Source organism: Hydrogenoanaerobacterium sp., assembly GCF_032017025.1.
Taxonomy (GTDB): Bacteria; Bacillota; Clostridia; order Oscillospirales; family Ruminococcaceae; genus Hydrogenoanaerobacterium.
This window is the reverse complement of the sequence record NZ_DALZQO010000003.1, coordinates 66,430-88,794: the sequence shown is the minus strand read 5'-3', so window position 1 is coordinate 88,794 and position 22,365 is coordinate 66,430. Positions and strand designations below refer to the sequence as shown.

Annotated in this window: 25 protein-coding genes, 1 tRNA gene and 1 pseudogene; 8 read left to right on the top strand and 19 right to left on the bottom strand. The window is 43.0% G+C overall.

What is annotated here, in order from left to right:
* The first annotated feature begins 139 nt into the window (after positions 1–139).
* Positions 140–1,894, top strand: coding sequence for a pyruvate kinase (gene pyk / locus RTV33_RS03385; protein WP_312641548.1), 1,755 nt, complete (start codon positions 140–142; stop codon positions 1,892–1,894).
* Between the two features lie 46 nt (positions 1,895–1,940).
* Entirely contained in the window at positions 1,941–2,795 is an 855-nt protein-coding gene (locus tag RTV33_RS03380; protein ID WP_312641546.1) for a class B sortase, read from the top strand.
* Positions 2,796–2,859: 64 nt separating this feature from the next.
* Here RTV33_RS03380 and RTV33_RS03375 read toward each other — a convergent pair whose 3' ends face one another.
* The 4 genes from RTV33_RS03375 to RTV33_RS03360 all read right to left on the bottom strand — a co-directional run bounded on the left by RTV33_RS03375 (position 2,860) and on the right by RTV33_RS03360 (position 7,412).
* A complete protein-coding gene (locus RTV33_RS03375) occupies positions 2,860–3,852 on the bottom strand; it encodes a carbohydrate kinase (protein ID WP_312641544.1) in 993 nt (330 codons plus the stop codon).
* Between the two features lie 165 nt (positions 3,853–4,017).
* A complete protein-coding gene (locus RTV33_RS03370) occupies positions 4,018–5,103 on the bottom strand; it encodes an NPXTG-anchored protein (RefSeq protein WP_312641542.1) in 1,086 nt (361 codons plus the stop codon).
* A gap of 241 nt (positions 5,104–5,344) precedes the next feature.
* On the bottom strand, positions 5,345–6,061 hold the full coding sequence (locus tag RTV33_RS03365) for a hypothetical protein (RefSeq protein WP_312641540.1): 717 nt from the start codon (positions 6,059–6,061) through the stop codon (positions 5,345–5,347).
* 181 nt (positions 6,062–6,242) lie between these two features.
* Positions 6,243–7,412 (bottom strand): hypothetical protein, encoded by a 1,170-nt coding sequence (locus RTV33_RS03360; RefSeq protein ID WP_312641538.1) that lies wholly within the window; start codon positions 7,410–7,412, stop codon positions 6,243–6,245.
* Positions 7,413–7,830: 418 nt separating this feature from the next.
* On the opposite strand from RTV33_RS03360, the gene RTV33_RS03355 reads away from it, so the two are divergent.
* A tRNA-Leu gene (locus RTV33_RS03355) sits at positions 7,831–7,917 on the top strand.
* A gap of 795 nt (positions 7,918–8,712) precedes the next feature.
* Here RTV33_RS03355 and RTV33_RS03350 read toward each other — a convergent pair.
* Both RTV33_RS03350 and RTV33_RS03345 read right to left on the bottom strand, forming a co-directional pair.
* Positions 8,713–8,943, bottom strand: a complete 231-nt coding sequence (locus RTV33_RS03350) for a hypothetical protein (protein ID WP_312641536.1) — start codon at positions 8,941–8,943, stop codon at positions 8,713–8,715.
* Between the two features lie 271 nt (positions 8,944–9,214).
* Positions 9,215–9,445: a hypothetical protein gene (locus RTV33_RS03345; RefSeq protein WP_312641534.1), complete on the bottom strand. Its 231-nt coding sequence runs from the start codon at positions 9,443–9,445 to the stop codon at positions 9,215–9,217.
* Positions 9,446–9,623: 178 nt separating this feature from the next.
* Between RTV33_RS03345 and RTV33_RS03340 the strand changes: the two genes are divergently transcribed.
* Positions 9,624–9,845 (top strand): helix-turn-helix transcriptional regulator, encoded by a 222-nt coding sequence (locus RTV33_RS03340; protein WP_312641532.1) that lies wholly within the window; start codon positions 9,624–9,626, stop codon positions 9,843–9,845.
* Positions 9,846–9,969: 124 nt separating this feature from the next.
* Here RTV33_RS03340 and RTV33_RS03335 read toward each other — a convergent pair whose 3' ends face one another.
* Positions 9,970–10,824 (bottom strand): hypothetical protein, encoded by an 855-nt coding sequence (locus RTV33_RS03335; protein WP_312641530.1) that lies wholly within the window; start codon positions 10,822–10,824, stop codon positions 9,970–9,972.
* Positions 10,825–11,008: 184 nt separating this feature from the next.
* Between RTV33_RS03335 and RTV33_RS15655 the strand changes: the two genes are divergently transcribed.
* Both RTV33_RS15655 and RTV33_RS03330 read left to right on the top strand, forming a co-directional pair.
* Entirely contained in the window at positions 11,009–11,209 is a 201-nt protein-coding gene (locus RTV33_RS15655) for a transposase (protein WP_396327214.1), read from the top strand.
* 291 nt (positions 11,210–11,500) lie between these two features.
* Entirely contained in the window at positions 11,501–11,758 is a 258-nt protein-coding gene (locus RTV33_RS03330; protein WP_312641528.1) for a GlsB/YeaQ/YmgE family stress response membrane protein, read from the top strand.
* A 136-nt stretch (positions 11,759–11,894) separates the two neighbouring features.
* On the opposite strand, the gene RTV33_RS03325 is transcribed toward RTV33_RS03330, so the two are convergent.
* Positions 11,895–12,575 carry a manganese catalase family protein gene (locus tag RTV33_RS03325; RefSeq protein WP_312641526.1) on the bottom strand — a complete coding sequence of 227 codons (681 nt, stop codon included), beginning with the start codon at positions 12,573–12,575 and terminating at the stop codon, positions 11,895–11,897.
* A 125-nt stretch (positions 12,576–12,700) separates the two neighbouring features.
* Between RTV33_RS03325 and RTV33_RS03320 the strand changes: the two genes are divergently transcribed.
* Positions 12,701–12,865, top strand: coding sequence for a hypothetical protein (locus RTV33_RS03320; RefSeq protein WP_312641524.1), 165 nt, complete (start codon positions 12,701–12,703; stop codon positions 12,863–12,865).
* 491 nt (positions 12,866–13,356) lie between these two features.
* Here the strand turns inward: RTV33_RS03320 and RTV33_RS03315 are convergent.
* The 7 genes and pseudogenes from RTV33_RS03315 to RTV33_RS03285 form a co-directional block, all read right to left on the bottom strand.
* Positions 13,357–13,467 (bottom strand): annotated as a pseudogene (locus RTV33_RS03315) (hypothetical protein); the annotation flags it as partial.
* A gap of 306 nt (positions 13,468–13,773) precedes the next feature.
* Positions 13,774–14,514 (bottom strand): helix-turn-helix domain-containing protein, encoded by a 741-nt coding sequence (locus RTV33_RS03310; RefSeq protein WP_312641522.1) that lies wholly within the window; start codon positions 14,512–14,514, stop codon positions 13,774–13,776.
* A gap of 38 nt (positions 14,515–14,552) precedes the next feature.
* On the bottom strand, positions 14,553–14,825 hold the full coding sequence (locus RTV33_RS03305) for an AAA family ATPase (RefSeq protein ID WP_312641520.1): 273 nt from the start codon (positions 14,823–14,825) through the stop codon (positions 14,553–14,555).
* Positions 14,818–15,090 carry a septation protein SpoVG family protein gene (locus RTV33_RS03300; protein WP_312641518.1) on the bottom strand — a complete coding sequence of 91 codons (273 nt, stop codon included), beginning with the start codon at positions 15,088–15,090 and terminating at the stop codon, positions 14,818–14,820. Before RTV33_RS03300 ends, RTV33_RS03305 begins: the two co-directional genes overlap by 8 nt.
* Before the next feature lie 10 nt (positions 15,091–15,100).
* Complete coding sequence (locus tag RTV33_RS03295) at positions 15,101–15,775, bottom strand: DUF2786 domain-containing protein (protein ID WP_312641516.1); 675 nt, start codon at positions 15,773–15,775, stop codon at positions 15,101–15,103.
* Between the two features lie 25 nt (positions 15,776–15,800).
* Positions 15,801–16,025 carry a hypothetical protein gene (locus tag RTV33_RS03290; protein ID WP_312641514.1) on the bottom strand — a complete coding sequence of 75 codons (225 nt, stop codon included), beginning with the start codon at positions 16,023–16,025 and terminating at the stop codon, positions 15,801–15,803.
* A gap of 107 nt (positions 16,026–16,132) precedes the next feature.
* A complete protein-coding gene (locus RTV33_RS03285) occupies positions 16,133–16,465 on the bottom strand; it encodes a tyrosine-type recombinase/integrase (protein WP_396327213.1) in 333 nt (110 codons plus the stop codon).
* A 497-nt stretch (positions 16,466–16,962) separates the two neighbouring features.
* Between RTV33_RS03285 and RTV33_RS03280 the strand changes: the two genes are divergently transcribed.
* Positions 16,963–17,523, top strand: a complete 561-nt coding sequence (locus tag RTV33_RS03280; RefSeq protein WP_312641510.1) for a phage integrase SAM-like domain-containing protein — start codon at positions 16,963–16,965, stop codon at positions 17,521–17,523.
* Between the two features lie 621 nt (positions 17,524–18,144).
* Here the strand turns inward: RTV33_RS03280 and RTV33_RS03275 are convergent.
* Genes RTV33_RS03275 through RTV33_RS03260 form a run of 4 tightly spaced genes read right to left on the bottom strand, consistent with a single transcriptional unit; the run spans position 18,145 to position 22,356 of the window.
* Positions 18,145–19,017: an ROK family protein gene (locus tag RTV33_RS03275; protein WP_312641508.1), complete on the bottom strand. Its 873-nt coding sequence runs from the start codon at positions 19,015–19,017 to the stop codon at positions 18,145–18,147.
* Complete coding sequence (locus tag RTV33_RS03270) at positions 19,014–19,940, bottom strand: dihydrodipicolinate synthase family protein (RefSeq protein ID WP_312641507.1); 927 nt, start codon at positions 19,938–19,940, stop codon at positions 19,014–19,016. The genes RTV33_RS03275 and RTV33_RS03270 overlap by 4 nt, the downstream gene beginning before the upstream one ends.
* 35 nt (positions 19,941–19,975) lie before the next feature.
* Positions 19,976–20,671 (bottom strand): N-acetylmannosamine-6-phosphate 2-epimerase, encoded by a 696-nt coding sequence (locus tag RTV33_RS03265; protein ID WP_312641505.1) that lies wholly within the window; start codon positions 20,669–20,671, stop codon positions 19,976–19,978.
* 5 nt (positions 20,672–20,676) lie between these two features.
* Complete coding sequence (locus RTV33_RS03260; protein ID WP_312641503.1) at positions 20,677–22,356, bottom strand: FAD-binding protein; 1,680 nt, start codon at positions 22,354–22,356, stop codon at positions 20,677–20,679.
* Positions 22,357–22,365: the final 9 nt, after the last annotated feature.

Sequence of the window (22,365 nt, the reverse complement as noted above, 5' to 3'; positions counted from 1 at the left end):
TTGTTATTTTAGCCAACAATACGCGGGATCGTCCCGCTGTACAAATAAATTGAACCCAATCACAGCGAGCATGCACAAGTGCGGTCAACCTTGTGTTGCCAAGTTTGCCAATGGTTGGGCAGAAAAGAGAGTGGTATTTATGAGGAAAACTAAGATTATCTGCACACTGGGGCCTGCAACCGAAACAGAGGAAAAAATTCGCGAACTGATTCTCGCCGGTATGGACGTGGCAAGATTCAACTTTTCGCACGGCAGCTATGAGGAGCACCTCAAAAAGCTGAATATTTTAAGCGCCCTGCGTGAGGAGTTGCACCTACCCATTGCAGCGCTGCTTGATACCAAAGGGCCCGAGGTGCGCCTGGGCAAATTTAAAGGCGGCAAGGCTGAGCTGAAAAGCGGTGAGGTATTCACCCTCACCACCGACGAAATTGAAGGCGACAGCGCTAAGGCTACTATTTCATTCAAAGGGCTGCCCGCCGATGTTGACGCAGGTACTAAAATTTTACTGGATGACGGTCTCATTGAGCTTAAAGTTCTCAGCGTTGAAGGTGGCACCGACATTATCTGCAGAATCATCAACGGCGGTATCATCAGCAACACCAAGGGCGTAAACGTACCCGGTGTGCGCTTGTCTCTCCCCTATATCAGCGAAAAAGATCATGCCGATATCCTGTGGGGTATTGATCAGGGCTTTGATTTTATCGCAGCATCCTTCACCCGTTCTGCTGACGATATTCTTGAGATTCGCAAAATTCTTGACACCAAGAATTGTCACAGCATCCGTATTATTGCTAAAATTGAAAATGCCGAGGGTGTTACAAATATCGATAACATCCTGAATGTATCCGACGGTGTTATGATTGCACGCGGTGACATGGGCGTTGAGATTCCGTTTGAGGAAGTACCCGTGGTGCAAAAGCTTCTCATCAAAAAGGCATATTCCGCGGGCAAGCAGGTGATCACCGCTACCCAAATGCTGGACAGCATGATGAAGAACCCCCGCCCCACCAGAGCAGAGGCAACCGACGTTGCCAATGCAATTTACGACGGCACCAGTGCCATTATGCTTTCGGGCGAAACCGCTGCCGGTGCATACCCCATTGAATCGGTTAAAACCATGGCTCGTATTGCTGTACGCGCAGAAAACGATATCGACTATCGCGGGCGGTTTTTTAAACGTGAAATGCACGGGCTTCAGGGCGTTACAAACGCAATTTCTCATGCAACCTGCACCACCGCATATGACCTTGGAGCAGCCGCTATCATCACCGTTACCAAATCGGGGAAAACTGCAAAAATGATCTCAAAATACCGCCCCGAAATGCCCATCATCAGTGGTACAACCAACCCAACCGTATACCGCCAGATGAACCTGTCGTGGGGCGTAACCCCTATGTTGATTGAAGAAAAAGAATCTACTGACGATTTGTTCCAGCATGCGGTTGATGTGGCTAAGGGCAATAACCTCGTCAAGAGCGGCGACCTCGTTGTTATTACCGCAGGTGTGCCGCTGGGCATTTCGGGTACCACCAACCTGCTGAAGGTGCATATGGTGGGCGATGTACTCGTCTCGGGGCAGGGCGTAAACTGCCTGAGCGCATTTGGAAACATCTGTGTTGCACGGAATGAAGAAGAAGCATTGACCAATTTTAAGCAAAGTGATATATTGGTAATACCGCAAACCTCCAACAACATTCTCTCACTCTTGAAAAAAGCGTCCGGTATTGTCACCGAAGCGGGTGGGCTGAATTCTCACGCCGCTATAGTGGGGCTTACGCTGGATATTCCCGTACTTGTTGGAGCGGAACATGCCACCGAGATTTTAAAATCTGGCACAGCGGTTACCATTGATGCAGCGAGAGGCATTGTTTGTAATTCTCCTCACAAGGGTTAACCTGTTTACCTTGGCGGCGTGTATACTTTTACTTCGGAGGTACCATATGAACAACCGCAAACGTATTCTTTGCCTTGCTTTGGCAGCTATGATGCTGTTTTCTTTTGCAGCATGCTCAAAAAAGCCCAGTACAAACCCGGATGACGTAACACCCGTCAGCACCTACCCTTTCTACAATCCGCTTACAGAGCCTGCGTATATTGCAGATGACAATACCCCTGTAGAGCCAGATAAAACCATCGTTGAGAAGATTAAGGAATATGAACAAAAAAGCAATGAAACTGTGGGCTGGCTGAGAATTCCCGGCACTCCCATTGATGATGTTGTATTCCAAGACCCCAAGGGCAATGAAAAATACATGCGTATGGATAACAACGGTAAATGGGCGCTGGAGGGCTGCTACTTTGCAGACTACCGCAACACCACAAAGAACCGTGCGTCGCTCGGCAAGAACACTATCATCTACGGGCACAACCTCAATGACGATAAAAAGAACGGTCTGCGTTTTGCGCAGCTGATGAACTATACCGATCTTGAGTATGCCAAGGCGCATCCTTACGTCTATTTTACCACCGGTGAGGATGAGATGGTGTTTAAGGTGTTCGCTACATTTTACACCGAGACAGGCTTTGATTATATTCGTACCAAGTTTAACGATGTGACCCAGTTTACCGATTTGGTAAAAGAGGCAAGGGTTCGGTCTGAGCACAATTTTGATGTCAATGTGACCGCGAGCGATAAGATTTTGACCTTATCCACCTGTACTTATAAATTTGGCGGAGTGAGCAACAAGCAGCAGCGCTTTGTGGTTATGGGCAGATTACTGCACACCAGCGAGAAAGATACCGACCCTGTTAACGTTGTGAAAAACCCCTCTCCAAAAGCACCAACATTTAAATAGTTTCGCAAAAAGCAGAACGGACATCCTTTCGGATGTCCGTTTTTTATATCACTGTACTTTATCTTTACACTTCACATCTTGGCGTGTTAGCGATACAATCCTGTATCTGCTCTTCTGTAGGCATCGCCGGTATCGCCCCTTTTTGGGTTGTGGTAAGGGAACCGGCCGCATTGGAAAAATCCATAAGCTGTTTCATATCCCGCGCGGTGTATTGGTCAAGTGCCTTCTCATTCTTCAAAATCTGATAGAGGCAGGCACCCCAGAACGCGTCGCCGGCACCGGTGGTGTCCACACAGGCAACGTCAAAGGTCTTCGAGCTGAAAACGCCCGCTTTGCAGCAGCAGACGCAGCCTTTGGGGCCCATCGTCACCGCCAGCAGGCTGAGATTATATTGTTCGAACAAACTGCGCATCCCCTGCTCCAGGTCTTGGGTGCCGGTGAGAACAACCAGCTCCTCGTCCGACACCTTTACCACATTGGCATACTGCATGCCCTGCAGCATCACCTCTTTGGCCTCCCGCAGGCTTTGCCACAGCAGCTCACGCAGGTTTGGGTCGTAAGATACCATTACCCCCTGTTTATGGGCGTACTGCGCCGCCTGCAGGGTGGCAGTGCGTGCAGGCTCTGCCGACATAGAGACAGAGCCAAAATGAAACACCCTCGCCTTTGCAATTTCATCATAATCAATTTCCTGCTCTGTCAGCATAACATCCGCAGTCTGGTTGCGGTAAAAAGCAAAGCTTCTGTTTCCTGTGCTGTCCAGTGTGACAAACGCCAATGTGGTGGGGTGCTTCTCGGTCATAATCATGTTTTGCGTATCAACACCGGCATCCGCTATAGAGTCTTTCAAAAAATCTCCAAAGCTATCTTGGCCAAGCTTGCTGATAAAGCTTGTTCTTAGCCCCAGCTTTGCCGCCATCGCCAGCACATTTGCCGGTGCACCACCCGGGTTGCCTTCCAGCACCAGCCTCTTTCCTTGGTCATCTTTGCGGGATACAAAATCGATCAGGCACTCTCCAACCGCAATAATATCATACTTAAAACTTTTCTCTTCCATCTTTTTTTGTCACATCTGCTTTCTTGTACAACCGTTACCGGCCGCTTCTATGCTTTTATGTTATTCGATTCGCGTTTGTTTGTCAATTGTGCTGCTTTACACTTATTGCACAAAAAAGAGGACGCACTCTGCGTCCTCTTTTTGTTAGCATAAAGTTATGCCGAATTATTTGCGTTTGCGAGCAACCACGATGCCAGCAGCTGCTACAGCAGCCATAGCTACAGCCAGACCAACGAAATCGTTAGCGCCTGTGTCGGGGTTTTTCTCAGAGCCATTGCCGTTGGAGGAAGAACCGTTGTTGCCACCCTCAACTACGATGGTGTTGTCTTTGATCTCTTTGTTGGTGATAACAAATCTGCCGAGCTGTTTGGTTTTGATGGTGAGCAGCTCATCATCTGCATTTACAGAAGCATCAACTTTGGTGAGTTTGCCATTGAGGTATCTGTATACAAAGAATTTGCCAGCATAATCTTCCATCTCAGAAGAAACGTCGATGCTCAAAGTACCGGTTGTACGGAACTCAGGGCCGCCGGGGAAGGATACGAATTTAAATTCCTGACCTTCGAACTTCTCAACGATCTCGTCGATGTCGTCCTGATTAGAAACCATGTTAGTATCTTTCATGCCTTTAACGCGAACAGTAAACTCCCAGTCGCCGTTAGCGAAGGTAACTTCTTTGCCGTCTGCAAGGTCATTGAGGGTGTTGAAGTTGTCCTCAGTAATTACAGGAGCAGAGGGGTTAACAGTAACGTAATCGGGGTTTTTGAGAGCGCTCTCATCAATGGTTTTGTAGCCAACCTGGAAGTTCAGGGAAGCTGCGTTGATCTCAGCGTCTGTGTTTTTGGTGTCGATAACAGTTACAGCGTAAGCAACATCAGAGATGGTGGTAGGCCAACCAGCTTTGGTTTTTACTGCCAGGCTGTAAACAGATTTGTACTTCTCAACTTTGATGCTATCGATAGAGCGTTTGCCCTCTTCGTTTGCAAAGTGGAATTTGAAGCTGTTGAACTGTGCAGAAGTAAGAGCCTCTGCAGTGTCGCTGCCTGCAGCGGTGTACTTCACGGGGAAGTAGTAGGTTTTGCCAGGGGTAAGTACGGTGTCTTTGTTCAGCTCAACGCCGTCAGCATCCTTATCAAAAGAAATGGTGGCATTTTTTGCTTCGGTATTATTGTCAGATGTCTCAGCGAATGCAGTAACCGCGAGACTTGCCGCTGTTGTCAGAGCAAGGATCATAGCAATGATCTTTTTCATTTGGTTTCCTCCTGATTTAATTTTGTAGCTCTCAGCACACTTAACAAACCTGTCGTGTGTGCTTGGCTTGTTTCCCATTATAGGGGTGATCTCGATGCAAATCAAGAGGTTTTTGTTACCAATTTGTAATTTTGAATTGAACTAAGTAACAATTTGTAAACATTACCATGTGTACTGCTAGGATCATGGAAAATAAAAAGGAACGCAAAAGCGTTCCTTTTTTATCATAAGCATATCTGCCCTATTTCTTTTTTGTTGCAAGTACCGCGGTACATGCGAGCACTGCTACAGCAGTAAGCGCGGCAAAGCTGCTCGCACCTGTTTCGGGGTTTTTCTCTGCATCGGTATTGGATGGAGCGTTGGCCGCATTGCTGTTTTCAGCAGGCGCGGCAGAGCTCGATTCCGGTTTAGTCTCTTCCTTATTGCTTCCGGAAGGCGCCGTTTCGCCCTTGGCAGGTGCTATCGTAAAGTAGAAGTCGTATTCGAAAGCATAATCTATGCCTTCAAGAGTAGCGCCGTTGTTGGGGGTTACGGTAAGAGTAAACTCTACATCTACCTTTTTACCGGTGGTATTTGGTTTGGTTTTAATCGCAACATGCGCCGCATTGCGTCCGTCAAAATCATCCTGTATGGTAAAACGAGCACTTTCCACCATGCCTTTACCCTCGGTAACGCTCAGCTTCATTTTATAGTCGCCTAAATCAGAAACTTTTGAAATATTGGCACTCTTTATCCCATCGTCGGTATCCACTTTGGTTCTCAGTGGAATATATAGGGTTGAACCCGATGACACAGGCTCACTGCCCACGCCGATGGATTCCATTTTTTCTTTCGAGGCATTGTACAAAAACAAATCTCCGCCCAGGCTGCCCATATCAACAACTCGCGCTGCAAATGCAACGGTAGACATTCCGAACACTAAGATAACTGCCAAAACAATTGCCAACACCTTTTTCATGATAATCCTCCTGTAAGATAGGGCCATACCCTTAACATTATTTGTCTTATTCTAATTATAACCCAAACTGGTGACTTTATCAATGATTATTCCCTGTTTTTAGTGCATAGATGCGGGGATTTATAACTATACAATTTAAAAAGGGACACCGTGGTGTCCCTTTTCGTATGATTCAATTAAATTATTTTGTACGCTTTTTAAAGGAAGTAGCGCCAATTGCTGCCAGAGAAACAATTGCGAGTGCTACCGCCACGCCTATAACATCATTTGCACCAGTATCGGGGTTACCCGTTGAGCCATTGCCAGAAGATGTCTCATCTTTGGAAGAACTCTCGTCTTTATCAGAAGTGCTCTTCAGTTTAGTGTCGGAAACTACGTAGTTACCGAGTTTGTTGGTGGAGATTACGAACTCCTCAGCGTTAGAATCGTAAGTGGCTTTGATGTCGGTCAGTTTTCCATTTACAATTTCGTACAGGTACGGAGCAGCCATCTTGCCGTCTTTCACTTCAATCTCTTTTGCAGGAATATAGAGCTTACCGGTTCTACGGAAAGTTTTGTTGTTGCCTTCGAACAGGTGGAAGTCAAGGGCAGCCTCGGGATATTTGTCCGCGATTGCAGAAGCTGCAGAGCTGGTCTCGTCATCGCTGTAGCGCAGGAATAGTTCTTTTTGGCCTTTTGCGTTAACTACGAAACGGACATCGTCTTTTGCATCGTTGAAACCAATCTCAATCTCATCGCTGTCTACGTTATCGAAATTGACTACAGGAGTTGCATCACTTACAGAGATATAGTTGGTAGCGTCTTTTGTGCCATAAGTGAAATCATAGTTAAAAGGAACTGTAACATCCTTTACGTTCCCATCAAATTTATAGGTGCTGCTGCCATACACGTTAATATCCATTGTTACCGTAATGTCACTTGTAGCAAAATTATCTTTGGTCGTAACCGCAATAAATGCATATTTGTTGCTGGAATGCACTGTAGTGCTATATCCATTGCTTACATCTTTAATAACAAACTGCACATCACTAATTACCTTTGCACCCTCATCAATAGAACGTCTAACCTTGTAGCCACTGAGTGCACTGGTAGAGGTGATGTTTCCATAAGGTGTACTACTATCCTTCTTGCTGTAGTTAGTATCTAAATTCTCTACAGGAATATAATAGGTCTTCCCTGGAATTAAATTTTTTGAAGTGTCTGATTTTTCCATTTTTTTCGCCTTGGAATCATAGGTGTAGATCTCCGAGTCGTTGACATGAATGTTTTCGGTTTTGCTTGCCGCAAATGCAACTGTAGACATACCCAGCGCAAGTGTCAGCGCGAGAACAATTGTTAATACTTTTTTCATGATTTGTACCTCCTGATAGAAATAGTTTATATTGTTTGAATACTTTGTATTACGGTGCGGGGTCTCTAGCTCCCCTCATCCCTGTAACCTTAGTATACGACAATCGGGAAATTTTGTCAACACTGTTTTGACACTAATTTGTAATTCATTTGTAACCACTTTTGCAGATAACTCTAATTATTTCTTTCTATATTTCCATATGTTTATTATACCACCAAATATAACCTATATATACATAATTTATTTACAAATTGTAAACAATACGGCATTCTACGAACAAATTTCTTTTGTCTAGTGTATAACACGTACGGCACCTACTAGATATGGGTTAAGTTCAAACCCGAGGAATTATCTATTCCTCGTATTGACAAGCAGGGGGGAATATTGTATCATTATTAAGTCGATTTACAACAGATTTGCCGCTGTGGCGGAATCGGCAGACGCAAGGGACTTAAAATCCCTCGATGGCAACATCGTACCGGTTCAATTCCGGTCAGCGGCACCATTATTCACATTATATCACAAAAAAGTCTATTTTCTATAGGCTCTTTTGTGGTATAACGGTATATAATCCGAGCAGAGAATGCGCTAACATCCTCCGCTCGGTGATTATATAATTTTGGCTCTACATTGACTACTGTTCCTGTGTAAGCGTAAATACGTCTTATAACACGTTATCGGTCGTTGCTATGCAACGTGAGGCGTGCTCGATCGTGTTAAACAATGTCGTGGCACACTATCTCACCAACTTGATATCCCTTGTCAATTCGAGTTGTTCAGTTTTCAATGTACTCCAATCGCGGTCAGGTCGCTGGGTGTATTCTTGCGAGCTTTTCCGCAATACATACCGATTAGGTTTATTCGACTGAACTTACTATTCGGTATGGGTATATTTAAAGCGGTTGTGACCACCTTAAAACAAAAAACAAGAGCCTTCAGATACATCTTGATGGATGGTTAGCATCTGAAAGCTCTTGACAGTGTATATCAAGTCGTGCTAAAATCACGACATGAATGCACTCTCATAAGTCTTACAAGATGTTATGTTCATCTTTAAGGCGAATGCGCATTGTCTGTTGCAAGCAGGCAGTGCGCTGTGAGGGTGTTTTTCTGTTGTCTGAAACTAATATAGCACAAGCTGTCAAGCATTGCAAGTATTTACCAGTAAACAGCTGAAGAAAAAACATTACATAAATATCCTGCCCTCGCAAGCAAAAATGCACCGTTTCGCTCCTGCTCATTCAGCGTCGGACTTTTACCGACGGACGGTGGCGCGGCAAGCGCGCCGTTTTTAATTTGATTACTCAAGTAAAGATTCGATGCTTTCTATAGCACCTTCCAAGCTGCTCACAGCTTCATAAAGGTTGTCGCATGCTTCATCGGCTCTCTCATAACGTTCAGAACCTTGCAAATTTTCTGGAATGTTATCACGATATTCTTCCTCCTCATCCATAATCATCTCCAAAGCGTCTCGTAAGTCCGAAAGCTGATCTTTCAGTTCCTGTAAGGTTTTTCTTCTTTGCTTGTTCATGATATTTTCCTTTCTGATGCCTCATGCTGGGCTGTAGCGGCTTATGTGTTGTGATAACCCTCATCTGATAGCCCGCGTCGTCTTAATTCTCTACGTATCAGTTCTTTATCTGCATATGGGCCCCTACAAGACATACCATTTGATAATTGCCATATAGCATTACGGAGCTCATTCTCTGTCCAATTTTGATAATACGTTATCATTTTTGTTCCCCTTATCATTTATTTGCTATCCGCAGACCCCTTTCGGGGTTTACAGCTCGTCAGTGGGACTATTCCTCAATCAGCACATCTATTGCAATGATGTTGTTACCCTCAATCGATATTCCGTAGACATTGGACATTTTCAATTCCCGCCTATTATCTAACACTTTCTCGTTGATTTCATTTGCAGTTCCGTCGGCATAGTGCACACCAGATAGATAATCTCTTACCATGATGTGTTGGTTTCCGGGAATTTTGTTTGTAACCCGCTTAAGCGTCATTGCGGTGCTTGCTCTCATCTTCATACCCTCCTGTTTTTGTTTTACCTTATGCACTTATTGTACACTATAGGATACATTTTATCAATTAGCAATGTACACAAAGATGTACATTGCTAATTGTATCTTATTGTGTACGATATTGTGTTGACTTATCGTATACAATAAGATACAATAAGACTTGAAAGGAGGGTTATCCGTGCCTGTTTCTTATAGAAAACTTTTTGAACTCATGGAGATAAAGGGAGTAAAAAAATTTGACTTGCGTAAAATGGGAATCTCTCCAACAATTGTTGCAAGACTTGTTAAAAACACTGATGTCAATATGTCCACCATTGCAAAGTTGTGTGAATTGCTTGAATGCCAACCAGGTGATCTCGTCGAATATATCCCAGATAAAGAAGACGGAGCTACTCGTTAAGAGTCGCTCCGTCTTTTACTGTTTTGTTTTACTATCATTCCCCGCGAAGACGGCATTTTAATTCAGACAATGTTTTACGAGGATTTAAAAACTATTTAAAATAGTAATACGATAATACTCTAAATTATACAGTTCCCGTTACAACTAGTGTGCTCACGCCTGGAGTAACTTCCCAGTTACCATTTACTGGGTCTTGAGTGAAGATTGCGGCAGGCACTGTAATTTGGCCGGATGCGGTTGCAAATTCACCTGTTGTATTATCATAGGAGTAATTTACGGGAACACTCCAATTAGCGCCATTAAATGTTACACTAATAGGGTTCAAAATGGGATTGAAGGTATCCGTAAGAATAACATTATCTACGGCTGTTGCTGCAGTATTGCCCGTGTTTTGGATAGTAAAAGTATAGATTAACTGTCCATTTTCAGTTACAGTTGAAGGACAAATGCTTTTACTAATGGTAAGGACTGCAATATTCTCAGTGCTAATTGTTTCCGAAATAAGAATAGCAGTAGCTAATCCCCCACCTGTTATTTCGGCTTCATTTACAATGGTACCATCTACACCTAAGGGAGCATATTGGTTTGCATGAACCTCATAAATGATTGTTGCATTTCCATTGGCAGGCACATTAATGCCGGTAATAACCAATGGTGGGCCACCAACAGCTGATGGAACTGCTTGCAAAACGCCGTTAATATAATATCGAATCGAACCCGCTATATAGGTTAGCGGCACTAATTCTGTTGCTCCAAACGCATAAGTGCCGAGATTATCCGTAATCGTTAAACCTGTAAATGCTGTTGCACCTGCATTAACAATGCTTATAACATACGTTACATCGTCGTTTGCGACATAATCGTCCATCACTGCAGTTTTTGTTGCAGAAAGAACCTCTAATAATTCACCTGTTGTAATATTAGAGTTAATAACATTTCCATTATATGATAAAGTTGCTTGATTATAAAAAGTTGCCATTGTTGTTTCTCCTTTATAGAATAAATTTGGATTACCCTATATTATATGAGGTAAGGGTATTAATGGAACCAATCTATTCACAAGATAGATAAGATGGAATCTATAAGAATATTCCAGTATCCATACTATGCAAGTCGTGCCGAATTGTTGCACTTAAACTGGTGCATATCATTATCTAATACTGGTGTTTCTGAAACAACATGGTGTATTTGTTAGCGTTGTAAATGCCTATCTCATGAAAAAATACACAATGATAGCGATTCGCAAAGGAAAAACTAATCCGCTTGATAAAGTAAAGATTGCAAACTATGGAATAGATTACAAATTAGTAGACTTTGAACCGACATTGGATGCTTACCAAGAACTAAAGAACCTTAACCGGTAGTGTTTAAGCTATCTAACCATGCGTATAAATGCAAAGCTTTTAATGACTGATCTGACTGATCGGACGATGCCTGGGGAAAAAACTTTTTATAGAATCGCTTCGATGCCCCTGATAGTGATAACTGTAGTTAGAACTTAATTTTATAATTTTTTGCGAAGCGGGTAACCCTCTGAAACGGATTACCCGTATTTTTTTGTGCTTTTTAAGATAACCTCAATGCTTTTTCAGTATTTTGCTTGTTAGTCATAATTTCTAAATATTAAGAAAAGCTATATGTAAGGAGATGAAATCATGGGTATTATTGGCTGGATAATTATTGGTGCACTTGCTGGGTGGATTGCAAGCCTAATTACAGATAATGACAATAAAATGGGTGTCGGCATGAATATTTTGGTAGGTATTGTCGGCTGCTTTATCGGTGGTCTTGCAATGAATTTGATTGGAGGATATGGAATAATAGGATTTAATCTTCGGAGTTTACTTATAGCAACCGGTGGTGCAGTCATTCTACTGCTAATTGTAAACACTATACGTAAGAATCGAAATTAATATAGCATGATTTGCTTGGATATTTAATATAATCAAAATAATTAGCCAACCTAAGTGAAATAAAAGCGGAGCCATCAAGCAGCTCCGCTCTCTTTACAACATTAAATTTGACTTTTGTCTTACAAATTATATAGCTTTATTGATTAGGATTGTTAAAACTTGGGGGAGCAGCTTTAGTATCACCAAACTGAGTATTGTTTGGCGATGGACTGGAAAGGTCAAAGTATAGTTTCGAATCTTGAGTAACTCCAAAATCTTGATTTGAACCTGTATTTTGCACTTTGTTGAAAGCTTGCCGAAACAACGCATTATGTGCTTCTTCTCGATTTAAGAGGAAATCGATTGTTTCTTTCACTTTTTTATCGTCTATCTGGCGATAGAGATACTCATAAACCACTTTGGCTCGCTGCTCAGATGCAATATTTGAAAGCAAATCAGCACACAAATCGCCTGTTACAGTAACATAATCTGCGTTCCAAGAATAGCCGGATGAGTTAATTAGCCCAGGACTTAATCCCAGTATAACATGAGTTTGGATTTCCCCTGCTCTTACAGCATTGTAATCAACATCATGTCCGTTTAATAAGTTAATTGTAGTTGCCACCATTTCCATATGGCTTAATTCTTCAGCTGCAATATCCATAAATAAATCTTTAATCTCTGGATCCTTTATTCTAAAACTCTGAGACATATACTGCAAAGCTGCTTTTAATTCGCCATTACCTCCGCCAAGCTGTTCCTGCATTAAAACCGCATATTGTGGGTTTGGTTTTTCTACTTCAACAGGATGGAATAACTGTTTTTCATGTTTAAACATATAAAAGGCCTCCCATATTGATTTATTCATATTATCCCTCTTGATTAAAACAATATGTAATTTTATAAATATAAAAGCATTATTACAGGATATACTAAAATAAAATAATTTAAGAGGTGTTATAGATGGCAATTATATATATGCCAATACAACTTATACGAGTTTACAAAAACAATCGCAATAGAATTAAAGTTCAGCAAGACAGAAAACGTCCAAGAAAAGACTATTTTAAAAATGTGGATTCAGATATCAATATTTTAGATAATTTGATTATGAAATTAGATAGATAAGCATTAATATGAGAAGCTAATGTTATAATTACTATTATTTGCATAAGTACGATTAAGCATATCAGACTTAACAAACAGAATACTAAATATGAAAAGGTGTGCAGTGTTGAGTAACGTAAATTGAAATCATAACAAAAAAGATAGGCGAGTTTATCTCACCTATCTTTTTTGTTATGTGCAACAGCTTATGATCTGTTTCGTAATCGCTAAAACACTGATTTGAGATGAAGTGTGTTCGTATTTAGAGATATCGTGCAGGTAGCCGAATATATACTCTTTATATTTATATGCCTAATTATAAAATTATGTGATAGAAAAACACACATAGGTGCATAATGAATATGTCCGCTCTTCTGCACTAGCGCTCACAGCGATAGACTTTCACAGAATGAGCGTTTATATATTGCTATAGAGTGCTTTTATATTTTGCCAATTGTCTCACCTGTTTTTATATCATAGTTTTTAGCCAGATAATTTTTTGTCAATACTCAACATTCATCCCCTCTGACCGCAACAGGCTTACCACGCAGCTCTGGATGATGCCGACACTCTACCGATGCATAAAAATTGTTGAGGTCACAATGTAATATCGATCTACCCACTTTTTCACCTCTCAAAAGAACGGACGTTCGTAACGATAGTATACCCAGCAACTCTTTATAAGTTAATGGGAGGTATTGTCAAGCAATATATTCTAATTTTGTAATTAAAAAGTAAATAGACAACTAGGGTAACCTGTCTTAACAACTGAAAATAAAAATACGCACTGAATTACGGTGCGCAGTTTGAAATACGGTCAAGACCATGTATCTATTAAACCTAGATATAACTATACTAGAACATGATAATATTATCTTTTCAGTTGCAGTAAAGTGGGTATAGTTACTGCCCCATCAGATTAGTACCACTCAAATTACTAAATAAAAAAGGATTTTGGGCGCAATATGCTTGACGATTTCATAGGTGTTAAGTATACTGTAGATAGACTTGGTAATATAATTTTTTGCGATGCGGGCAACCCTCTGAAACAGGGTTGCCCGTATTCTCTTTTGTGCCTTGTTAAGAGCACACACTAGGCGCAGCATAATAGCACGCAGCACTGGTGTAAATACGATATGCCTGTTGTGGCCAATGCGATTGTCGGTTTTGCGCTCGTAACGCTCTTTGCTGAGATACATCCGCTCTTGCAGATAATTTACAGCATCTATAACGGTGCGCTTAGACATATGTAGTACAGAAACCATCTGGGACAGACTTGGAACAGCCTGTAGGCTCTTTTCACATCTGCATTTGAGAAAGTATACGTAAACCTTGAAAACGCTTTTAGGGAGCTTGTAGGCATGAATGTTAGCGGGCAACTTTGTGTATCCGCCAGTGAATGATTCGAGGGTATAGCCGTTGGCGATCTGGTCACCCGTCTTTTTATTACGGCAAGCGTGAATAAAGATAAGACCTTTCGATTCTAGTGCCCGTGTAGCGCGGGAGACGGTGCCGGTGGACGCGCCGATGAGCTGCGCGATGGTGCTGTGCTTGACGATGCAACGACCAAAGATATTAGCATGCTTTTGCAGAGCGGTGTACACCATGAGTTCGGTTGCGTTGAGGTTAAAATTGAAAACGGCATCCGGTAGTTTAATATAGCGGCTCATATTGGCATCTCCTTTCAAAAATATTAAGCACCTGAACTTTAATGGTTCAGGTGCTTTTCTTTGGTTAGGATATATTGACTTTTCTTCATATCAAATGCATCTTCCATTATATCCGCAAGCACGTTTGTGATGGTGATCGGCAGTTCGTCCGGATGCTCTATTCCTTGGCATACCGTTAGGCTTGCTTGCGGGTCAAGGTCTACCATCAGCACTCTATTCCCAGCGTGGCTGAGTGCTGCCGCCAAATTTACTACGGTGGTAGTTTTGCCCACCCCACCTTTTTGATTTGCAACTGCGATAATTTTACTCATTTTGTTTTCCTCCCGATGTTTTATTTTTATATTCAGTTAAAATAACTTCTTCTAGCTGTTTGCGGGTGCTTTCATTAATTGGGTGCACTAAATCGTGATGCTTACCTTGCTGGTTCTCGGCGCTCGGCATAACTACCATAAGACGTTCATTCAGCTGTATCACCTTAATGCTATTGACGGCAAATTTGCCGTCAATAGTGATGGATGCAATTGCTTTTACTAAAGGAGTTTGGCAAAGGTGCATACTGTAAACTTTGATACTCATTTTTTTCTCCTTATACTGCTACAGAGGGGCTTTCTAATTTGTCGGCTGGATTGAACTCCATCCCATCTGAAAACCCGTGATTATAGATTTCTGGAACCATAGCACTTTTGCCTTTAAAACTAGAGTCTCTAAATCCATCTACAACCTCTTGAACTTCTTTTGGGGTAATAACAACTAGCCCCCATTCCTGATGTTGTTCCTCCTGTTTTAGATATGCTGCGCTAATCCCTTGTATAAAACCTTTTGCATAGCTATCACAAACAGAACGTATTGTAAACGCATCGTACATTCCAGAAAGCTGTAAACGTTTTCCTTGAATCCAAGAATTCACGCAATCCAAAGCATAATGAAAAATCTTGTTGCAGATTTGCACATCTTCCTCAAATCCAACAATTCCGATTTCAACAGTTTGTTTGTATTGGCGAGAATTCCAATAACTTTTGCAGCAGTAATTACGTGCGATTACGCCACAAAGGTCAATTATCCATGCGTCTCGACGCTTACTACATGTTACGCCAGTTAAATATTGGATTACTTTAGCATCTGGCTTTGTTTTAAGATCGGAAAGCGTTAGTTTGTGTTGTACCATCAATTCCTTAGCCTTAAGCATTGCAGCGCGCGCTTCATTTTCATTTGGGCTTTCAGCCAGTGCTAACAGCTTCGCAATTTTATCTTTAATATCCATATTTTTATACCTCCGTTACTAACGCTTATTTAGTTATAAAACCATCTTCAAGGCAAATGCTGATACCATTGGTGGTACACAACCAATTCCCATCCACAACGATACGTTCCTTAATGCGGAAACCCATTTTGCGTACATGTGCTTCGATGTCATCATCCCATTTGAAGGTTTCGGGGTATCCTCCCCCATGAGTGGCAATGTACTCAATTTCGGCTTTTTGTAAATACTCTCTTAAACCTTTTCCTTGCATTTTGTTTTCCTCCTGATGTTTTATATGGCAACTGAAAATAAATATAAAAAGAACTCCACAAAATGATGTGAAGTTCTTTGTTTAAGTAGAATTTAAGGGTAAAGCATTCAATCAACAATTTTTAAATGCATTAACTTATCTATTTTTTCTGCTGCGTTTCGTTTATCAATAAAGTCAACATGCGTGTAAATATTTGCTGTTGTAGAATAATTGCTATGCCCTAGCCATTCTTGGATTTGCTTCATATCTATTCCCTGACTTCGCAATGCACTAGCAAAACTATGTCGCAAGTCATGAAATCTTATAGGTTTTAAGTTTTCTCTTTTAATGAAGTTTCTAAATGCGTAAGTAATGTAATCTGGAGTAATGATGTTACCATACTCATCTATACACAGAAAATTGGTATACGTTTTATTGTATTCTTCTCTATTGGTTACCATGTATTGTTTCTGCTTTCTCTTTTCTTGCACAAGATAATCAGTAAGAATTTGGGGCATGCAAAGAGTCCGGTAACTAGAGCTGTTTTTTAATTTCTTCTCAATTACCAGAGTTTTTTCAGACCTTAAATATGTTGCCTTTCTCTTAATTACCAACAGCAATTAACCATGTGAACATCCCTCTAATAAAGATAAATTCTAAGGATGTCAGCATTCCCACAACTAAAAATGCAATTTGAAAATACTTAACTACTTTCATAATAATCTCCTTTTCAAACTATAATAAATATACTTTGCTTCAGATTATCACAGATAAAGAAAAAAGTCATGTATGAGTTCGAATCTCATACATGACTTTAACATGGTGCCGCTGACCGGAATTGAACCGGTACGATGTTGCCACCGAGGGATTTTAAGTCCTTCATAGATTCGCTGTGTTAGTTTACTATTGATAAAGTGTTATAATTATTAGATAACACATTACAATGGAGGTAAAGATTATGTCGGAGCAAGAGCTTTTGCAATTAATTGATGCTTTAAAGTTAAATGCTGATGTAATAAACGACAACTCAGTGCTGTTTAGTGATTTTATGAAGGACTGGTTAGAAATACACAGATCCAAAATTCAAAAATCGACTTATGAGGGTTATTACAAAGTGGTGTATAATTATATTACACCATATTTTTCTATGCTCGGTAAAAAATTGACTGAAATAACCACAGAGGATATCGAGCGTTATTATTCATATCAAATATTAAGAGGGCTTTCTGGAAGCACGGTATTAAAACACCATGCGAATATACGTAAAGCATTGGCTTATGCGAAAAAGAAACACTTTATTAGGTACAATCCTGCAATGGATGCCGAACTCCCTAAAAAGGAAATTTACATCCACACATTTTATACACCTAATGAAATCGAAGTGTTATTGAAGTCTATGGCAGATACTAAAATATTTCTCCCAGTTCTTATTTCTTCGCTTTTAGGTTTACGTAGAAGCGAAATAGTTGCCCTCCAATGGGACTGTGTTGATCTTAAAAATAGTACAGTGTCGCTATGATAGTTGTTGGAAGTTTAAATGTGATTATCAACATAAAACATAAAGAATGGTTACAGGCTTCTCTTTATATGCTGTCAACTATAGCTCTTTGTATGGGATATTTTGTACTTGCGTAAGCAGAGTGATGTTAAACAACATTATGGGCATGATCTTTGTCACATAATAGTTCAAATCCCAACTTGAAAATCGAATGATATCTTAATACAGCGGAGCTCGCAGAGAACCCTTACACTCTAAAAAAGTGTGAGGGTTTTCTTATATCCTTTTTCGTATTAGGTGGTATCATGAGCAGGAAAAGATAATTTTCAGAATCAGAGTCAGAATTAGTTGAATTCTATTTTATGAGTAGGCGTTGAAAACGGTGAATCTCTTTTCCAGATTTAAAATTAGAGCAAATTATCAAAGACTTGTAATGAAACAACTACAATTAATTAGCTTTAACATGGTACAATTTTATTGCATACGCGAAAAACCAAGCCCTCTCGCACTGTGTTGTACGAGAGGCTTTAATATTGCCTAAGTCGATTTCAGCTCTTGTCTGCTGGCATCCTTCTCAAAAGAATACTACACATCTTTAAATTGGTTAACACTCAGAGAAGCCTAGGCTGTTACCTAAATTGCTTATAGTTGCTGTGCAAGATACGCCGCGCCCATAAGGCCAGCGTTATTACGCAGCTGTGCTTGCTGCAGCTGCACATGGTGGTAGCTGCTCATAATATGCTGCGGTAAGCGCTGCTGCAAGCCCTGCGTTACATAATCCTCATTCATAATTCCACCGCCCAGCACCACCATTGCAGGATTAAAAGTATGGATCAAGGTGGTAAGCCCGTATAGAATCTCGGTCATCCAGTCATCCACCAACTCACGCACCTGAGGTTTGTGTATCTGCTCAAAGATAGCTCGCCCGCTGGTGAGGGTGCTATCCTGCTTTGTGGCGAGGCGCACCAGAGCACCTGCCGAGGCATAGCGTTCATAGCAACCTTGCTGCCCACAATTGCACAGCTCGCCCCCTGCATGGGTGATGATATGCCCGAACTCCCCTGCGGAAAAGCTGCTGCCGGAATAGACTTTTCCGTTTATCACGATTGCCCCGCCCACGCCTGTGCCATAGGTGATGCAAAGAAAATCGCGCACTCCCCTGCCTGCACCAAAATGCGCTTCCCCCACCGCGGCAGCATTTACATCGTTCTCTACCACTACAGGCTTACCAAACGCGGCTTCCAGCAGGCTTTTCACCTGCGTTCCGGTGTAATCGGGGATATTTTTGTTTGCAAATCGAATTGTCCCTGTAACGGGATTCACCTGTCCCGCGGTGCTGATTCCAATACGGTCAAAGCCGGAAAAACTGCCTACAATCTCCTGCGCGCGCTGCATGACAAACGCACCGCCCAGCTTAGCGTTGGTATCAAACTCCTGTCGGGAAACAAGTTTCCCATCCACCACCTCGCCCGCTTTGATTGAGGTTCCTCCAATATCAAGCGAAATTATCTTCATAGCTCTTTCATAAACTTAATGTCTGTAATGTTATTCTCTTTTTTAATTGTGCTGAACTCTGCCTTGATGCTTTCCTCACACTCGCCGCTGTAATTGGTGAACGGTTTTCTGGCGTAGCCTGCGTCTACACCGCCCCATGCCATCATACGCTTCATCAGCGCAAGGTAATCGTAGCTAACCGCCTTGAGGATGATTTTGTTTGCAATCTCCTGTTTTTCTCTCGCTCTGTTGACATCTCCCTGTTTCATTAACTTGTAGATGTCCTGAAAAAGCTCAGGGATAACATTATAGAACGAGCCAATGATGCCATCTGCGCCAAAGGCAAGCCCGCTGACTGCCATTTCATCCGCACCGGAGTAAATCATAAAATCCTGCCCGAGTTCCTGCTTAATTTTCATTATCTCAAAATGGGTGGTGGCAGTATATTTGATGCCCTTTACCCCCTCGATGGTCGCAAGCCGTTTGATGGTATCGTACCCCACAAGCCCCGCCAAAGGAATGTTGTAGATGATCATGGGCAGCGGGGTGGATTCGGTGATATCCTTGTAATAGTTGTAGATATTGTCTTCGCTGAATCTCCAGTAAAAGGGCGGCACCGAGGAGATGGCATCTGCACCAGCCTCATAGGCGTGTTTTGCGTGTTCGATGGACTTTTTGGTTCCAATATCGCCCACATGTACAATAACAGGTACCTTACCCTGTACTTCATCCACCACAACCTCTACCACACGGCGCCGCTCCTCAGGGGTCATCAAAAAGGTTTCGCCGGTGCTTCCGGTGAGGTAAAAGCCATCCACACCCTCGTTTAGCAGGTGGCGGGTGACGGTGCGCATTCTTTGCTCATCAAAATTCTCGTGTTCATCGAATGTGGTGATCAGCGCGGGGATCACACCGGTAATGTCCTTAATATCAAATTTAGCCATACTACCTGTTTCCTTTCAAATTGATATTTGAAATTTTATTTTTTATGTCGGATTGCTGCTGTAAACCGTCTGGTAATATCCATGGGTCTTGTAATGGCGGTGCCCACTACGGCGCTGTCCACGCCGCATTCATAAGCCTGAACCAGCTGCTCCGGCGTCCAGATGCCGCCTTCGGCTATCACAAATTTCTCGGTGCTTTGTACAAGCTTTTGAATCAGCTCAAAGCTTGGGATGATCGCGCCCTTGGTATCCTCTGTGTAGCCACAAAGTGTGGTGCTGAGCACATCGAACCCTATTTCATCCGCATGCTGTGCTTCCTCAAAGGTGGCGCAATCTGCCATGAAAAGCTGGCTCGGGTATTTCTTGCGCACCTGTGCAAAAAACTCCGCAATATTTTCCCCATTGGGGCGCGGGCGGGAGGTCGCGTCCATGGCAATGATCTCAACTCCGGTTTCCACCAGGCAATCCACCTCCTCCATGGTGGGGGTAATATAGATGTTGCAGCTTTCAAAATCTTTTTTGATTATACCAATGATGGGAAGCTGAACCGTCTTTTTGATCTCGGTAATATCCTCCACGCTGTTTGCGCGGATACCGACAGCACCGCCTAACAATGCGGCGTATGCCATGCGGGACATAATGTAGGAGCTGTGCATCGGCTCATGTGCCAAAGCCTGACAAGAAACGATCAGCCCGCCCCGCAGTTTTTCTAAAACTTCTTTGTTGTTCATTGTTCTCATCGCCTTTCCTGTAGGCTGTAATCAGCCAGATTGCCTTGCTTTGTAACTTCAATGCGCAGGTTATCGTAATTGTGGTCAAGTGCTGGGTAGTCGGTACGGTAGTGTGAACCGCGGCTTTCACGGCGCCCACGCATTGCGCCCAACACCAATTTTGCAAGCCGAATTGTGTTTACGGTGTTAACTGCCTGCTTAAGCTGCGAGGGGTTGGCTATGTAGCGCATAGGGTCAAAGTTCGCCTCTACCTGTTCCACCTGTTCCAGCGCGGTGGCGAGCCCCGTCTCACTGCGTATGATATTTCCATTGCGCCACATCACCCGTTTCACTTCGGCAGACGCCTGTGCCGGGGTAAGCTCGCCCGTGCCACCACGGTAAACAGTGCTTATGTATTCCTCCTGCTCTGCCTCTGTGGGGCTTGGCGGTATGTCTGCGCCCTGTGCATAGGCTACGGCTGACCTGCCTGCTATGGTACCGAACACAATGCAGCTGCCCGTGGCATTGCCGCCGTGGCGGTCTGCCCCGTGAATGCCGCCTGCCACCTCACCCGCTGCAAACAGCCCCGCCACCGTGGTGGAGCAGTGCTCATCTACCTTTACACCCCCGTTCGCGGCGTGGCAGAATGGTGCGACAAAGGTTTTATCCCTACAGGGGTCAATGCGGTATTTTTCCCGCAGCCATTCAAGGTGCATGCGCACGACCTCTCGTTCATCTTCGTAAAGTGAGTGTTCGTATTTAATCTGCACTCCCTTGGTCTCTTCGCTTTTGAGAATCTCCTCCATGATGGCAATGTCAAAGTACTTTGCCGCAGTACGGCAGGTGAACGGGCCATGTGTAGAGCGTTGCTGCATGCACGATTCAATCTCCTGATCGCTGCTCAGATATTCTGAGAGAAGCTCCCTGCCATCGGCATCCGGCAAGCCCTTGCAGTGCAGCAGCATTGGCTCCCGTAGAATGATCTTATAAACGGGCGAAAGAAAGCCGGGGATAAACTGAATAAATTCCAGATTAATAAGCTTTGCACCCGCGTTGTAGGCAAGCATCTGCCCGTCCCCGCTTACATCTGAGGTATTGAGGCTGTGCTCGTAGATAGAGCCATACCCGCCGGTCGCCAGGATCACGCTTTTGGCAGACATGCGCAGCAGATTGCCGTCGCTGCCCACTGCAAGCACTCCCTTTACCCTGCCACCCTGCTGCAAAATACCAACTACGTCGGTATTCTCCAGAATCTCCACATTGGGGAACGCTGCGAACAGCTCCCGCACATTGGTGCGGATACCGTCCCAGTCCCCCCAGACGTAGATATCGCGGGGGCGTTTGGCAAAGCAGGCTATCTTTTTATCCTGTAGCTTGTGGTAAGGGATGCCAAGCTTATCAAAATCACCTATTCGCTCGCGAATGTTTTCAACATAAACTTTGGTGAGTGAGGGACTGTTCATGGTAAGCCCGCTGTCCTCCATCTCCTCAAAAAAGTATTGCTCGTCCATGGGGTCATCGGAGGTACACTGGCAGCCGAGACTATCCATCTTAGGGTAAAAGCTGGAGCCGGAACAAAGCCTGCTTTTTACGATGATTCTTGTAGAAAGTCCGCTCAGTGCTGCCTCGTATGCAGCCTTGATACCCGCAAGCCCTGCACCGATTACGATAATGTCACAGGGTTTCAACAAAAGCTTTTCTTGCACTGCACCAGC

Coding starts and splice junctions, on each gene's coding strand:
- RTV33_RS03285 (WP_396327213.1), bottom strand. CDS start 16,465: ATGGTAACCAATAGAGAAGAATACAATAAAACGTATACCAATTTTCTG.
- RTV33_RS03325 (WP_312641526.1), bottom strand. CDS start 12,575: ATGTTTAAACATGAAAAACAGTTATTCCATCCTGTTGAAGTAGAAAAA.
- RTV33_RS03270 (WP_312641507.1), bottom strand. CDS start 19,940: ATGGCTAAATTTGATATTAAGGACATTACCGGTGTGATCCCCGCGCTG.
- RTV33_RS03305 (WP_312641520.1), bottom strand. CDS start 14,825: ATGAGTAAAATTATCGCAGTTGCAAATCAAAAAGGTGGGGTGGGCAAA.
- RTV33_RS03360 (WP_312641538.1), bottom strand. CDS start 7,412: ATGAAAAAAGTATTAACAATTGTTCTCGCGCTGACACTTGCGCTGGGT.
- RTV33_RS03300 (WP_312641518.1), bottom strand. CDS start 15,090: ATGAGTATCAAAGTTTACAGTATGCACCTTTGCCAAACTCCTTTAGTA.
- RTV33_RS03365 (WP_312641540.1), bottom strand. CDS start 6,061: ATGAAAAAGGTGTTGGCAATTGTTTTGGCAGTTATCTTAGTGTTCGGA.
- RTV33_RS03330 (WP_312641528.1), top strand. CDS start 11,501: ATGGGTATTATTGGCTGGATAATTATTGGTGCACTTGCTGGGTGGATT.
- RTV33_RS03290 (WP_312641514.1), bottom strand. CDS start 16,025: ATGCAAGGAAAAGGTTTAAGAGAGTATTTACAAAAAGCCGAAATTGAG.
- RTV33_RS03345 (WP_312641534.1), bottom strand. CDS start 9,445: ATGAGAGCAAGCACCGCAATGACGCTTAAGCGGGTTACAAACAAAATT.
- pyk (WP_312641548.1), top strand. CDS start 140: ATGAGGAAAACTAAGATTATCTGCACACTGGGGCCTGCAACCGAAACA.
- RTV33_RS03335 (WP_312641530.1), bottom strand. CDS start 10,824: ATGGCAACTTTTTATAATCAAGCAACTTTATCATATAATGGAAATGTT.
- RTV33_RS03375 (WP_312641544.1), bottom strand. CDS start 3,852: ATGGAAGAGAAAAGTTTTAAGTATGATATTATTGCGGTTGGAGAGTGC.
- RTV33_RS03310 (WP_312641522.1), bottom strand. CDS start 14,514: ATGAGCCGCTATATTAAACTACCGGATGCCGTTTTCAATTTTAACCTC.
- RTV33_RS03350 (WP_312641536.1), bottom strand. CDS start 8,943: ATGAACAAGCAAAGAAGAAAAACCTTACAGGAACTGAAAGATCAGCTT.
- RTV33_RS03275 (WP_312641508.1), bottom strand. CDS start 19,017: ATGAAGATAATTTCGCTTGATATTGGAGGAACCTCAATCAAAGCGGGC.
- RTV33_RS03380 (WP_312641546.1), top strand. CDS start 1,941: ATGAACAACCGCAAACGTATTCTTTGCCTTGCTTTGGCAGCTATGATG.
- RTV33_RS03265 (WP_312641505.1), bottom strand. CDS start 20,671: ATGAACAACAAAGAAGTTTTAGAAAAACTGCGGGGCGGGCTGATCGTT.
- RTV33_RS03280 (WP_312641510.1), top strand. CDS start 16,963: ATGTCGGAGCAAGAGCTTTTGCAATTAATTGATGCTTTAAAGTTAAAT.
- RTV33_RS03295 (WP_312641516.1), bottom strand. CDS start 15,775: ATGGATATTAAAGATAAAATTGCGAAGCTGTTAGCACTGGCTGAAAGC.
- RTV33_RS03320 (WP_312641524.1), top strand. CDS start 12,701: ATGGCAATTATATATATGCCAATACAACTTATACGAGTTTACAAAAAC.
- RTV33_RS03370 (WP_312641542.1), bottom strand. CDS start 5,103: ATGAAAAAGATCATTGCTATGATCCTTGCTCTGACAACAGCGGCAAGT.